Raw genomic sequence first — 13,253 nt, 5'->3', positions numbered from 1 at the left:
AAATGATTAATTTTTACTTTTACCAAACAAAGCTGTAAATACAAAAACATATTTTTGATTATCAATTTTTAAACATCAATACCTATGGCAATATTAACAATTCAAATCCCAGACAACGAAGTAACCACGCTATCAACCATTGTTGAACGTATAGCAGGCAGCATTATTAAAGTAAACGCCGATGAGGATATTTACACCAACGATTGCTTGCAAAAAGAGGATGATCTGAAAAATAAACTGGCATCATCATCGCCCTATAATCACTTCTGGAACGATTAAGCATCGTCACAAAATTTAGGTTTTACCTGTTAATACACCATAAAAGCAAAACGCCTCCCGGTTTCAATCGGGAGGCGTTTTGCTTAGTGCAATGTGCTACTGTTTATTTACACTGTTTAACATAAGCTGTAACGATTGCTTGTTTTTACGTAAGCCTTCAATAACGCCGATGTTTGTTTTTATAAAAGTAATTAGTGCATCGGTTGGCTCATCAGACCGGATCTTTTTGGCTGTTTTCATATTACTGATCAATGCCTGTGTTGACCTGATAATGCCCCATGGCAATCCCCACCATCCTAATAAAGCAGTGGTTGAGGTACCACTTTGATTTGTTTGCTGTAAACAGGTGGGGCAAGCTATTATTAGCTTCTTTTTGTACTGTGTTAACAGGATAAAGCTTTTGACTGTACCAATTACTGCCGCATTTAACGGTTGATGGGTACCGGCACAAATAGGGCAAGGCTGATTACGGATAAGTGAAACGTAGCTATCAAATTCTAAACTTCCGGTTTCTATTAACTGCGCATTAACACCACTAATGATGTCCTTGTCCAGGCCGCGGCTTTTTATTTCAGCCTTTAATATTTCAAGAGCTTCGGGGCGTAAACTGGCCGCTTCCGTAACTGCCAGGCGGGCAAGTTTATCATCGGATAAATTTTTATAGGTAGTTTTTAATTGTTCAATACCGGGTTGCATGGTGATAAATATAAATAAAAGAAATTGATACCGGGCAGGCTTATCTGATAAGCAGAGGGCTGTCGAGCTGCTCAGTGTATAAAATACCAGGATCGTTTTTATATTAAAAATTGAAATTAAAAGCAACCAGAAGCCAACGTTAACCGTAAACAATAGTATATGAGGGCGTTTGTTAATATACCAAAAACCATCTGCTGTAAATTTTGCAAGATATGTGGGGCCAGGCCGGTTATTGAACCGGCGGCAGATGGTTTATATGTGGTTAAATGCCCAAATGATAACGGCCACTACCAAACCAGGTCGGGTTTAATTGATATTTATGATTGGAACAGGAATAACACAGTTAATTTTATTCCCGATTTTGATATGAAGCAACAAATATCCTGTTAAGTAATATTTCTGTGCTATTAGCCTTAGTGTTACCTAAACACATATCTTTAAGTTTTTAAACCAAAAACTTAAAATGAGCCTTTTAATTAATTTGAACACCCATACAACCGGTAAGCTTAAAAAACTGGGATTATTGCTTGCTGCCTTTGCTTTACCGGTTTTCTGCTTTGCCCAATCGGGCCCTGATGCCATCCCGGTGGTTGATCATATCGCTATTTGTGTAAAAAACCTTAAAAAAAGCACCGCTTTTTACACCGATGTTATGCACCTGCAAAAAGTATCAAATCCATTTGCCGATACTGTACATCAATGGTACAGCCTGGGTAACCATGTAAAACTACACGCCATACAAGGCAACTGCACAGGTGTACATATTAAAGCCGAACATTTGTGTTTTTCTGTAGGATCTGTAACAGAATTTGCTAAAACATTAGATAAGCTAAGCATCCTATACAGTAATTGGAATGGCGATAGCAAAGAGCCGACGTTGAGGAAAGATGGGGTGCTACAGCTGTATTTTCAGGACCCCGATGGCTATTGGATCGAAATCAACAGTCCGGCAATCAAAAAATGATATTAAAACATTACCCGGCTTTTCGTTTTATGTTTTCGGCTTTTAGTATCTTTTTAAACCAATGCCCTTTCCACAACCAAAAGCCCGATAACACGATGAGCGGTAAAAATATCCATTTAACCGGAGCTGTGGTGTACAGTCGGTTTTCATTAGGCCCGTAAATGTAGCCAAGTACCGGAACACTTAAAATGATGAGCATCCAGCGGATTAATGTGCGTTCTAAAGCTGCGGTCATGTCAGTACAAATTTAATATTCCAGTTCCTGGCAATGGATACCGGCCCGGGTCAAAAGCGATTCGATGTAACGTGGAGAGAGCCCATTGGATTCTATCCGCAATATGTTATCACAATCTTCCAGGTCGAAATTCCATTGGGCAATTGAAGGAACTTGAGTGAGCAGGGTAGTTACCTTGCTTACTTGCCTTTTTTCTTTAACGTTTGTTGAAAATACCAGCACATCCATAGTATGTAGTTTTTAGTATCAAGTAATAGGTAGTGAATAGTGAGCGGAGAATAGTGAGTAGGGAGTGGAGAATGGTGAGTAGTTTTAGCTCAGACAAATTATTCACCACTCACTAATTTCCCAACTCAAACAAACTACTCACCACTCACCCCTCACTGCTCACCCCTCACTAATCCTGTTTTTCCTTTTCCTCTTGCTCTGGTGCAAAATCGTCCCATTGGCGGCGGCCAAACCGGCCATGCCCATGATTGTCCCAGCCGCAATTTCTATCGCGCATTTTGGCTTTAAATCTTTCCTGTTCTTCGGGGCTCATGTTTTTAAAGCGCTCTTCCATACGTTTGCGCATCCATGGGTTACCGCCTCCGCCACCCCATCCCGGTTTACCTCCTTTGCCAAAGCCAAACAGTATTTTGCATAAAATAAATATGCCCATGGCCTGCCAAAAGGTAATAACGCCTACATGCAATATTCCCGGTAATAAATTGTTCCATAATTGCATCACCACAAAGCTGATGAGGGAAAGGAAAGCGGCTACCGCGAAGGGTATAAATATGAACCGCCATTTATAAAATGTTCTTTTCATTATCTTTAATGTTTTTAAATTTTTTAATATTCTGTAATTTCAAGGTATAACTGCTTAAGCCTTTTGCGCAGGTGGAGCACGGCGTATCGCTTGCGCGATACTAAAGTATTAATGTTTTGTCCTGTACGTTTAGCTATTTCCTCAAAGGGGATGTCGTCAAGCTCCTGCCATATAAAAACCTGTTTCTGCTCGTCGGGCAATTCATCCAGCGCTAAAAAAAGTTCCTCCCAAAACAGGCTGCGCAGGTATTCGGTTTCGGGGGTGCTGGTTTCGGCGAACAGGATGGCTTTGAAGTTTTCTGCTTCCTCTTCGTCTTCACCAGTTGCAAGCATATCATCAAGCAAGGTTTCCGTTTTCTTTTTATGCTTATCAGTTATTTTATTGCGTGCCACTCGGTACAACCAGGCGCTTGTTTGCTCAATAGGCTCCGAATTGATTACCGAACTGAACTGGTACCATACATCCTGCAGAATGTCTTCGGCATCAGCATCATTTTTTACCCTCCGGCGGATAAAACTCAACAGGCTTTTACCATACGCTTTTATTGTATGTATAATTTGACTGTTTTTGTCTTCGGGCATTACGGCTGTTATCAATTTATTATTCCTTTAATAAAGATAGAGACGATTGAGGATTGAAAACATTTTAAATTATTTTTTAATAAATGATAATAGATGAAGGACTAATGGATGAAGGACAAAGGACTAATAGATAAAGGACGAAGGATTACCAGATGAAGGACTAATGGATGAAGGACAAAGGATTATGGACTAATAAATAAACGACGAAGGATTAATAGATAAAGGACTATTAGATGAAGGACAAAGGATTAATGGATGAGGGATAAAAGACTAAAACATAAGGTCTTTGTTATATATTGCAGTTAATGATTAAGATAATTTAAATGTTAAGGTTTAATTATGCACCCTGCGTTAAAACAATACCTTTCAGATAAGATCAGCCTCTCACCAGAACATGAGGCACTGGTTGACAGTTGCTTTAGACAAAAAAATGCCAAACGGAACGAGATCCTGGTGCAAAAAGGCAGCGTAGCTAAATATATTTATTTTGTGGTAAAGGGATGCCTGCGGATTTTCCTGGTAGCAGACGACGGCTCCGAATCGACACGCTTCCTGATATTTGAAAATAATTGGGGTACCGCTTTCCCCAGCTTTATTACCGGTAAGCCGTCTGTAGCTGCCATTCAAAGCCTGGAAGTATCAGAAATATTGATGCTAAGCTTTAACGACCGGCAAAGATTACTGGATGCTATCCCCGGCTGGGAAACCATGTATCGCATTGGTTTAGAGCAGGATTATATCGCCTCTATTCAGCGTATAGAAAGCCTTATCACCATGGATTCAAAAACCCGTTACCAGGTATTGATGGATACCCGGCCCGAGATCATCCGGCGTTTGCCCAATAAAATTGTTGCGGATTACCTGGGAATATCGCAAGAAACTTTGAGCCGGTTGAAGGCCCCGCGGCCCGCTAAAGGGAAGGCTATTTGATTGGCTTACCGGAGTTAAATTAAAAAACTGATTTATTGACTTTTGTCAATCTTTTTGAGCTTCTAAATGGCTTGCTTTGTTATTATTAAACCACACAAATTATGTACAGGCAACTACTAATCGCGTTAATACTCTTATTATCAAATTATATCAGTTTTGCCCAAACCAATATCGGGCAGCGCACTTTTCATTTTAAGGACGAAAAACGTAACCGGCCGGTTGTTACCGAGGTTTGGTATCCTACAACCGATACATTAAAGGTGCAGGACAAGGCCTTTTCTCCGTTTTTACGCGTGCCCACCGTGCGCGATGGTAAATTACCCGCCGGTAAACTTCCCATCATTATGCTCTCCCATGGTACCGGTGGCGGCAGGTTAACTTTGGAGTGGCTGGCTTCGGCACTTGCTCAAAGCGGGTTTATTGTGGCCGCGGTTGACCATTGGGGCAATACCTTTGATAACAAGATCCGCATTGAGTTTTTAAAGCCCTGGGAGCGGCCCCAGGATATCAGCTTTGCACTAACCTCACTGTTGAACGATCATGATTTTAAATCGGTGATAGATCCGCAAAGAATAGGAGCGGCAGGTTTTTCCTTTGGAGGGTATACGGTTATTGCTTTAGCAGGTGGCGAATTTGATTTTGAAGTACTCCGTAACTATTATAAAACCGTAGGTCGCAGAGAAATGGACATCCCCGAATATCCGGGTCTTATAAAGTACCTGGATGATAGTACCTTATTGGCCGGGGCTAAGCATTATCCACCCCTGAAAGATAAACGCATTAAAGCTTTCTTTTCTATTTCACCGGCTTTGGGTCCGGGTTTTACAGCTAAGCAGCAGGTTAAAAACATAGGAGGGCCGGTTTATATTGTGGGTTCGCAAAGCGATAGCATAGCCCCGGTAAAAACCAATGCGTTGCTTTACCATGAACTCATCAAGGGATCTCAATATTATATTAACCCTGGTAAGGTTGGCCATTACGTAATGCTATCAGAAGCTATTGAGCCGGTTAAAAAAGAAGCCCCCATTTATTTTACCGATGATGCATCTGTGGACAGGCATGCTGTGCATTTAAAGGTGGATACTTTGGCCGTTGGGTTTTTTAAGAAGACACTGAGCCCCCCAGCCCCCTAAAGGGGGAGCTTTTGATTTGCATTTATACTTCAGGCTCCCCCTTTAGGGGGCCGGGGGGCATTGTAACAGCTTTGTGTCAGGCGTACAACGCATTACCCATTCTCCTATATTTGAAATACTAACGCGCAATTCATCTACATGAGAACAAAGTATTACCTGCCGCGCATTTGCATGGTATCGGCACTGGCAGCCGGGCTGGCTTTACCGGCATCGGCACAACAAAAAAACATTTACCATAAAGGCTGGATAGATTTTAACAAAAATGGCAAAATGGATGTATTCGAAGATCCATCCCAGGCCATTGATAAACGTGTTGCCGATCTGCTCAGCCAGATGAACGTTGAGGAGAAAACCTGCCAGATGGCCACACTGTATGGCTACAAGCGGGTTTTGAAAGACGAAATGCCCGTGCCCAACTGGAAAAACGAGATCTGGAAGGATGGCATTGCCAACATCGATGAAGAATTAAATAACCTTACCTCGCATACCGATGCTGCGCCGACACAATATTCATTTCCTTTCAGCAAACATGCATCGGCTATCAATACCATTCAGAAATGGTTTGTGGAGGAAACCCGTATGGGCATCCCGGTTGATTTTACCAACGAGGGGATTCATGGCTTAAATCACGACCGGGCAACGCCATTACCGGCACCTATAAGTATAGGCAGTACGTTTGATAAGCAACTGGTGCGCCAGGCCGGGCAGACAGTAGGCCGCGAGGCGAAAGCTTTGGGTTATACCAATGTTTATGCGCCCATACTCGACCCCGCCCGCGACCAGCGCTGGGGCCGCGTGGTGGAGTGCTATGGTGAAGACCCTTTCCATATTGCCGAACTGGGCAAGCAAATGGTTCTGGGGATCCAGGAAGAAGGGGTTGCCTCAACCCTGAAACACTTCGCGGTGTATAGTGTGCCAAAAGGCGGACGCGACGGCAGCGCCCGTACCGATCCGCATGTGGCGCCGAGGGAAATGCACCAGGTATATTTGTACCCTTTTCGCCGGGTGATCCAGGAGGCGCATCCTATGGGCGTTATGAGCAGCTATAATGATTGGGATGGAGTACCCGTAACCGGCAGCTATTACTTTTTAACGCAACTGCTGCGCCAGCAATTTGGTTTTGACGGCTATGTGGTTAGCGATAGCGAGGCAGTTGAGTTCCTATACTCCAAACACCATGTTGCAGCCGATTATAAAGAAGCTGTAAGACAGGCGGTTGAGGCTGGCCTGAATGTGCGCACCAATTTCACCATGCCCCAAACCTTTATTTTACCGCTTCGTGAGCTGATCAAAGAAAACAGGCTCTCGATGAAGATCATCGATTCCAGGGTTGGTGATGTGTTGCGGGTAAAATTCCGCCTGGGTTTGTTTGATAGTCCTTATGTGAAAGATCCCAAGGCTGCCGATAAAATTGTTCATACTGCAGCTGATGCGGCCATGTCGCTAAAAATGAACCGGGAGTCTATGGTGTTGTTAAAAAATGAAGGGGATTTATTGCCCCTGGATAAAACCAGGTTTAAAAACATACTGGTAACCGGTCCGCTGGCTGCCGAAACCAATTATGCTACCAGCAGGTATGGTCCCTCGCATAACCCGGTGACCAATGTATTGGATGGGATCAAAAACTATGTTGGCGCAGGAGCAAACGTAAACTACATCAAAGGCTGCGATATAATTGATGTCACCTGGCCCGAAAGCGAGATCATCGAAACACCGCTTACAGCGCAGGAGCAGGCCGGTATTGATTCTGCGGTGGCCCAAGCAAAGTTATCCGACGTAGTTATAGCCGTTGTGGGCGAGGATGTGGATAGGGTAGGTGAAAGTCTTTCCCGTACTGGGTTGAACTTGCCTGGTCGCCAGTTAAGGCTGATCCAGGCTTTGCAGGCTACCGGTAAACCTGTAGTTATGGTGATGATAAACGGGCAGCCGCTTACCATCAACTGGGAAAACAAATATGTGCCTGCCATCCTGGAGGCCTGGTTCCCAAGTGTGCAAAGCGGGCAGGTAATTGCCGAAACCTTGTTTGGCGATAATAACCCCGGCGGCAGGCTGCCTATTACCTTCCCTAAAACAACCGGGCAAATTGAGTTTAACTTTCCGTTTAAGCCCAACTCGCAGGCCGGGCAGAAAGGCCAGAACAGCTGGGGTAAAACCAGTGTTAACGGCGCTTTGTACCCTTATGGTTTCGGTTTAAGCTATACCAAATTTGAATACAGTAACCTGGTAGTGTCGCCCGGGAAAGAGAACGCGCAAGGTGATGTAATGGTAAGTGTAGATATAACCAACACGGGTGCACGGGTGGGTGATGAGGTGGTGCAACTGTACCTAAAGGACGAGGTAAGCAGCGTAACCACCTATGAATACGACCTGCGTGGTTTCGAACGCATTAACCTTAAACCCGGCGAAAAAAAGACGGTACAATTCACCCTGCACCCCGACGACCTGGCCTTATTGGACAAGAATATGAACTGGACCGTTGAACCCGGTAAGTTTATGGTGATGATAGGCAGCTCATCGGAAGATATAAAGCTGAAGAAAGAGTTTGAGGTGGAGTAGAGGTGGAAGGCAAAGGCAAAGAACTGCTTACCTTTATTCTCTTCGCGCTTTTTTGAGCCTGATCTGATCCGGCGTTCCATCGGAACGCTGGTACGCCCCGAACGGTGTGGAACGCTATTTGTGCTGATAGTCAATACTTTAAGTTTTGTTGAAAACATGGGGTGGAACGCTGTTTGTTTTGATTGTCAGCTACTTGCGTTTTTTAAATAATCGGCAATCAGTATAAATTATGGACATTTTTTAACGCCCAAATGCAGCCCGCTAACGCTATAGCCGTTTTAATAATTAGCTTATTTAGAATGCCCCATAGGGTAAAAACGTTGGTTTTAAGCGATTCTTAATCTGGAAAATCTCAGGAAAATGAAGAAAAATAGAGAAAAAACCAGGAAAATGAAGAAAAATAAACCTGATCTAAGGGGCTGTCTAAAAATGATTTATTAGAGATTTTTAGACTTCTAACGAAGCACTTATCCACACGTCATTGCGAGGCACGAAGCAATCCCCGCCTTACAGAGTTGCTTTACAAATCCGATCTGCATAGTTCGGGATTGCTTCGTGCCTCGCAATGACGACCAGTTTTTTATTTTTAGACAGGAGCCTCTAACATAAAAAGTACATCGAAGGTTACCCAGGTGCTCGCCACCGCGCCGCTGACCTGGAAGGCCAGTGCTGGATGTTTATGCAAAAAGAAATTAATAACTAAAGCGATTTCCCTGCTGTCAATACTTATTGTTTTTGTATTAGCCTGTAACGCCTGTATCTTCACATAGTCTCCAGTAAATGCCACTCCTTAAATTATTTACCTGTCATCCCCTCATTTTATTTCATTTGATTATTTTTGTCAATTAATCAATTTTACTAACTGTAATATTTACAGTTGCACTATCGTTACTTTATTTATAATTTTATAAACTTTAAACACTTAAGCTTAGTCTTTTAAAAACATTACTATTAATTATTGAATGGAACCCGAAAATAAAGGTGTGAGGGGCAGTCAGCTAAAAAATATGATCATCAAGAAGCTTTATTTTAATAAAGCGATGTCATGTGCCGGATTGAGCGAGTTATTTGATAAAAGTATTCCGTCAATAGCTAAAGCTATTAATGAACTGATGCACGAAGGTTTCGTGGTTGAGGATGGTTATGCGCCCTCAAGTGGTGGCCGCAGACCGCTCATGTATTCGGTAAAAGCCAATGCCATGTACATACTGGCAATTGCGCTCGATCAGCTTACCGCACGTATCCAGCTTTTTGATCTGCTCAACAGCCCGGTAGCGGATATGCTTACTTTTGAGCTGAAGCTGCTGAATAATGATGAAGCGTTAAGTAAATTGACCGAAGAAATCAACGGTTATATTAAACAAACCGGTATCCCCAAAGAAAAAATTGCAGGGATAGGCATCGGAATGCCTGGCTTTGTGAACGTTACAGAGGGTATAAATTATACATACCTTGATGCCGGCGGACAAAGCCTTACCGAGTACTTTACCGACAAAACCGGAATAGATACTTATATTGATAACGACTCAAGTTTGATTGCTCTTGCCGAACAAAAGTTTGGTATTGCCAAAGCTCAAAAAGAGGTAATGGTTATTAACCTGGGCTGGGGAATAGGTTTGGGAATGATAGTGAACGGGAAGCTGTTTAGGGGACATAATGGTTTTGCAGGCGAGTTGAGCCATATTCCGGTATCTGAGGATGGATCACTTTGCGAGTGTGGCAAACGCGGTTGCCTGGAGGCAGAAGCATCGTTGCTGGTGGTGGCCCAAAAGGCCGTTGCCGGTATTAAACAAGGCCGCATAACCAGTTTAAAATACAATAGTAACGATCACTCCAAACTTATAGGTGATGCTATGCTGGAAGCTGCCAACAACGGCGATCAGTTTGCTATTGAGCTGTTATCAGATGCGGGTTACAAAATAGGGAAGGCCCTGGCCATCCTGGTGCATATCATGAACCCGGCCATCATTGTATTGAGCGGCAGGGGGGCAAAGGTTGCCAAAATACTAATGGCCCCCATACAACAGGCTATTCATAAATATTGCATCCCAAGACTTTCGGCTGGTACAGAGCTGCTGGTATCCGAACTTGGTTTTGATGCCGAACTGATTGGTGCATCCGTATTGGTTATGGAAAATTTTGATAAATCGGTTAAGGCTAAAGTTTCAAAAACAAAGAAAGCGGTTGTGCGGTAGTGTGCAGATTTCAAATGTGCAGATGTGCAGATTTCAAATGTGCAGATGAGGGTCGCAAACCACCGTCATTGCGAGGTACGAAGCAATCCCCAACTTACAGAGTCACTTCACAAGTCTGTATTTTTCGTTTTAACATATTACTTCCACCATCGTCATTGCTTCGTACGCAATGACATGTTGTAGAATCCCAGACTTACGAAGTTTTAAAAACTTCGTAAGTCTTTCGCCGGTTTGTCATTCCTCCTTCAGAGTTTTGCGAAATTTTACCACTCGTGACGGGTGGATTATGTGCTTCATTAACCTGCACATCTAAGCAGTATCTACAAAAACACTTTGCCCGAATAGTCCAGTGCTTCCTGTAATTTATCAAAATTAAGCCCCAGGAGCTCGTTTTGTGATTTAAGGTAATCAATAAGGTTTTCTGTGGCTATGTTGCCTGTAAGGTCGTCTGTGGCCATTGGGCAGCCGCCGTAGCCCTTTAGTGCAGTATCAAAACGTTTGCAGCCGCTTTGATAAGCCGCTGCTACTTTGGGTTGCCAGGTACCAGGAGTGCTGTGCAGGTGAATGCCAAACTCCGTTTGAGGAAACATCTTGCAGAGGTCAGGGTAAATACTGCTGATCTGGGCAGCATCAGCAATGCCTATGGTATCGGCTAAAGCTATGTTGTGAATGCCTTCGCTCACTAATTTATCAGTCCATTCATGAATAATGGCGGTGTTCCACTCGTCGCCGTAAGGGTTACCAAAACCCATAGAAAGGTAAACCAGCAGTTTTTTATTATTGGCCATACTCAGTTCCTGCATGCGCTTCACGTTATCAAATGCCTGTGGCAGGGTGGTGTTGGTATTACGGAGCTGAAAGGTTTCGGATATTGAAAACGGATAGCCTAAATAGGTAATTTCGGGGTGCTTTACAGCTTCTTCGGCCCCGCGGTAATTGGCAACTATGGCAAGCAGTTTTGACCGGGTATTGCTTAAATCCAGTTTACTTAAAACCCCGGCGGTATCCTGCAACTGCGGTATGGCTTTAGCCGATACAAAACTCCCAAAGTCTATTGTATCAAACCCCACCTGTAAAAGCAGGTTAATATAAGCAGCTTTTACATCAGTAGGGATAAAATGCACTATTCCCTGCATCGCATCACGGGGGCATTCGGTTATTTTGATGTCCATTGTTGGTCAGTAGTGAGTAGTGAGTGGTTAATGTTGATTAATTTTAATTGCTTGCTATATGCCGTTATTTATATGCAAGCTTAAAACTTTTATTAATAATTAACAACCGGTACAATTCCCAACTCCCCATTCACCGCTCACCACTCACCACTCACTAATTCACCGTCTCCGGCAAATGCTGCTCATCGGTGAGGCCTTCACGTTCAAACTTACGGATAATGAGCCTTGTACCGCCATTATAGTTAACATAGCTAAATACCCAGTTTATAAATACAATCACTTTATTACGTCCTCCCAAAAGTGATATCAGGTGCACAAACATCCATACCAGCCAGGCAAAAAATCCCTGGAACCTGATCCTGCCCAAATCGGCAACCGCTTTGTTACGACCTATGGTTGCCAATGAGCCTTTATCAAAATATTTAAAAGGAGCGGTTGGCTCATGATTGATAAGCTGTACAATGCTTTTTGCTACATGTACACCCATTTGAATAGCCACCTGTGCCACGCCAGGATGGCCTTTAGGTGTTTCATCAGTAATCATGGCGGCCACATCGCCGATGGCGAAAATATTGGTACTGCCAACCACCCGGCAAATGCTATCAACCCTTATCCTGTTACCCCGTTCAATATTTCCTTTGTCTATACCTTCGGGCACTACGCCCATAACACCGGCGCTCCAGATAACATTGTTAGTACGGATGGTTTTACCGCCTTCAAATTTTATTTCATTGCCATCATAACTTTCAACCTTTACACCTAACAGCACTTCAACACCCATACTATCCAGGAATTGTTTAGCCGCTTTTGAAGCCTGATCAGAAAAAGGCCCCAGCACCTTTGGCAAAAAATCTACCAGGTACACCTTCATTTCTTCCTTTTTAAGCTCGGGATAATCCTTGGTCAGGATGTGGTTGCGCAGCTCGGCTAATGAGCCCGAAAGCTCAACGCCCGTTGGTCCGGCACCCACCAATACAAACGTAAGCAGGGCTTCCCGCTCTTCCTTGTTTGGTTTTAGCAGGGCCTCTTCAATATTTTGCAAAACAGAATACCGCAGATTCAGTGCTTCGGGGATGGATTTCATCGGCATAGAAAAATGCTCGATCTCTTTGTTGCCGAAAAAGTTGGTAGTTGATCCGGTAGCTATCACGAGGTAATCATAGGCTATTTCGCCTATGGTAGTATCTAAAGTATTGCTTTCGGGATTTACTTTTAACACTTCGGCAATCCGGAAACGAAAGTTTTTTTGACCCGCAAAGTTCTTCCGCAAGGAAAAAGCTATCGACTCAGCTTCGATACTGCCCATAGCCACCTGGTACAGCAGCGGCTGAAAGGTGTGGTAATTATGCTTATCGAGCATTAAAACGTCAACGGGTTTATTTTCCAGTTTTTTAGCTACCTGCAGGCCGCCGAAGCCGCCGCCAACTATAACTACTAAAGGGAATTTTGAGCTATCTGATTTGTTCATATACAGATTATTAGTGATGATGCAGAGATGCGTATTGCGTTGCAGTAATTGCCTATCAGGCGCAAATATACGCCTTTGCCTTTTTATTATAGTACAATACCTGTGCCGATGACAGTTTTTGGCAGTATTTTATATTTCATTTTACAATGCAATTATACCTCATTATAAAATATTTGCAACCCCGTCCATCGGCCTGTTTTAAAGCGTACCCAATTGGCAATCAGGTACCTTCA

Annotated in this window: 15 protein-coding genes; 7 read left to right on the top strand and 8 right to left on the bottom strand. The window is 43.4% G+C overall.

Annotation, left to right across the window (positions count from 1 at the left end):
* Positions 1-84: 84 nt before the first annotated feature.
* Positions 85-279: a hypothetical protein gene (locus tag AC1DO4_RS09515; RefSeq protein WP_477415171.1), complete on the top strand. Its 195-nt coding sequence runs from the start codon at positions 85-87 to the stop codon at positions 277-279.
* Positions 280-375: 96 nt separating this feature from the next.
* On the opposite strand, the gene AC1DO4_RS09510 is transcribed toward AC1DO4_RS09515, so the two are convergent.
* The gene (locus AC1DO4_RS09510; RefSeq protein WP_477415169.1) at positions 376-975 is read right to left on the bottom strand and encodes a hypothetical protein; all 600 of its coding nucleotides are present in this window, start codon (positions 973-975) and stop codon (positions 376-378) included.
* 159 nt (positions 976-1,134) lie between these two features.
* On the opposite strand from AC1DO4_RS09510, the gene AC1DO4_RS09505 reads away from it, so the two are divergent.
* Together AC1DO4_RS09505 and AC1DO4_RS09500 are read left to right on the top strand one after the other, a co-directional pair.
* Positions 1,135-1,365: a hypothetical protein gene (locus AC1DO4_RS09505; protein ID WP_477415167.1), complete on the top strand. Its 231-nt coding sequence runs from the start codon at positions 1,135-1,137 to the stop codon at positions 1,363-1,365.
* A gap of 73 nt (positions 1,366-1,438) precedes the next feature.
* Positions 1,439-1,939, top strand: coding sequence for a VOC family protein (locus AC1DO4_RS09500; protein WP_477415165.1), 501 nt, complete (start codon positions 1,439-1,441; stop codon positions 1,937-1,939).
* A 10-nt stretch (positions 1,940-1,949) separates the two neighbouring features.
* Here AC1DO4_RS09500 and AC1DO4_RS09495 read toward each other — a convergent pair whose 3' ends face one another.
* From AC1DO4_RS09495 to AC1DO4_RS09480, 4 genes are all read right to left on the bottom strand, one after another.
* Positions 1,950-2,174 carry a hypothetical protein gene (locus tag AC1DO4_RS09495; RefSeq protein WP_477415163.1) on the bottom strand — a complete coding sequence of 75 codons (225 nt, stop codon included), beginning with the start codon at positions 2,172-2,174 and terminating at the stop codon, positions 1,950-1,952.
* Positions 2,175-2,186: 12 nt separating this feature from the next.
* A complete protein-coding gene (locus AC1DO4_RS09490) occupies positions 2,187-2,402 on the bottom strand; it encodes a hypothetical protein (protein WP_477415162.1) in 216 nt (71 codons plus the stop codon).
* Positions 2,403-2,571: 169 nt separating this feature from the next.
* Positions 2,572-2,985, bottom strand: a complete 414-nt coding sequence (locus tag AC1DO4_RS09485; RefSeq protein WP_477415161.1) for a hypothetical protein — start codon at positions 2,983-2,985, stop codon at positions 2,572-2,574.
* A gap of 23 nt (positions 2,986-3,008) precedes the next feature.
* Entirely contained in the window at positions 3,009-3,581 is a 573-nt protein-coding gene (locus tag AC1DO4_RS09480) for an RNA polymerase sigma factor (protein WP_477415159.1), read from the bottom strand.
* 324 nt (positions 3,582-3,905) lie between these two features.
* On the opposite strand from AC1DO4_RS09480, the gene AC1DO4_RS09475 reads away from it, so the two are divergent.
* The 3 genes from AC1DO4_RS09475 (at position 3,906) to AC1DO4_RS09465 (ending at position 8,185) form a co-directional block, all read left to right on the top strand.
* Positions 3,906-4,496: a Crp/Fnr family transcriptional regulator gene (locus AC1DO4_RS09475; RefSeq protein WP_477415157.1), complete on the top strand. Its 591-nt coding sequence runs from the start codon at positions 3,906-3,908 to the stop codon at positions 4,494-4,496.
* Positions 4,497-4,597: 101 nt separating this feature from the next.
* The gene (locus AC1DO4_RS09470; protein ID WP_477415155.1) at positions 4,598-5,629 is read left to right on the top strand and encodes an alpha/beta hydrolase family protein; all 1,032 of its coding nucleotides are present in this window, start codon (positions 4,598-4,600) and stop codon (positions 5,627-5,629) included.
* Between the two features lie 138 nt (positions 5,630-5,767).
* Positions 5,768-8,185, top strand: a complete 2,418-nt coding sequence (locus AC1DO4_RS09465; RefSeq protein ID WP_477415153.1) for a glycoside hydrolase family 3 N-terminal domain-containing protein — start codon at positions 5,768-5,770, stop codon at positions 8,183-8,185.
* 586 nt (positions 8,186-8,771) lie between these two features.
* Here the strand turns inward: AC1DO4_RS09465 and AC1DO4_RS09460 are convergent.
* On the bottom strand, positions 8,772-8,972 hold the full coding sequence (locus AC1DO4_RS09460) for a hypothetical protein (protein WP_477415151.1): 201 nt from the start codon (positions 8,970-8,972) through the stop codon (positions 8,772-8,774).
* A gap of 175 nt (positions 8,973-9,147) precedes the next feature.
* Between AC1DO4_RS09460 and AC1DO4_RS09455 the strand changes: the two genes are divergently transcribed.
* Positions 9,148-10,380: an ROK family protein gene (locus tag AC1DO4_RS09455; RefSeq protein WP_477415149.1), complete on the top strand. Its 1,233-nt coding sequence runs from the start codon at positions 9,148-9,150 to the stop codon at positions 10,378-10,380.
* A 320-nt stretch (positions 10,381-10,700) separates the two neighbouring features.
* Here the strand turns inward: AC1DO4_RS09455 and AC1DO4_RS09450 are convergent, their stop codons facing one another.
* Both AC1DO4_RS09450 and AC1DO4_RS09445 read right to left on the bottom strand, forming a co-directional pair.
* The gene (locus AC1DO4_RS09450; protein WP_477415147.1) at positions 10,701-11,552 is read right to left on the bottom strand and encodes a hydroxymethylglutaryl-CoA lyase; all 852 of its coding nucleotides are present in this window, start codon (positions 11,550-11,552) and stop codon (positions 10,701-10,703) included.
* A gap of 154 nt (positions 11,553-11,706) precedes the next feature.
* Positions 11,707-13,020 carry an NAD(P)/FAD-dependent oxidoreductase gene (locus AC1DO4_RS09445; RefSeq protein WP_477415145.1) on the bottom strand — a complete coding sequence of 438 codons (1,314 nt, stop codon included), beginning with the start codon at positions 13,018-13,020 and terminating at the stop codon, positions 11,707-11,709.
* Between the last annotated feature and the right edge of the window lie 233 nt (positions 13,021-13,253).

It is taken from the genome of Mucilaginibacter sp. P5_A6 (assembly GCF_056400585.1).
Note: the sequence above shows the minus strand (reverse complement) of the source record. Positions and strands in the feature narration are given on the sequence as shown.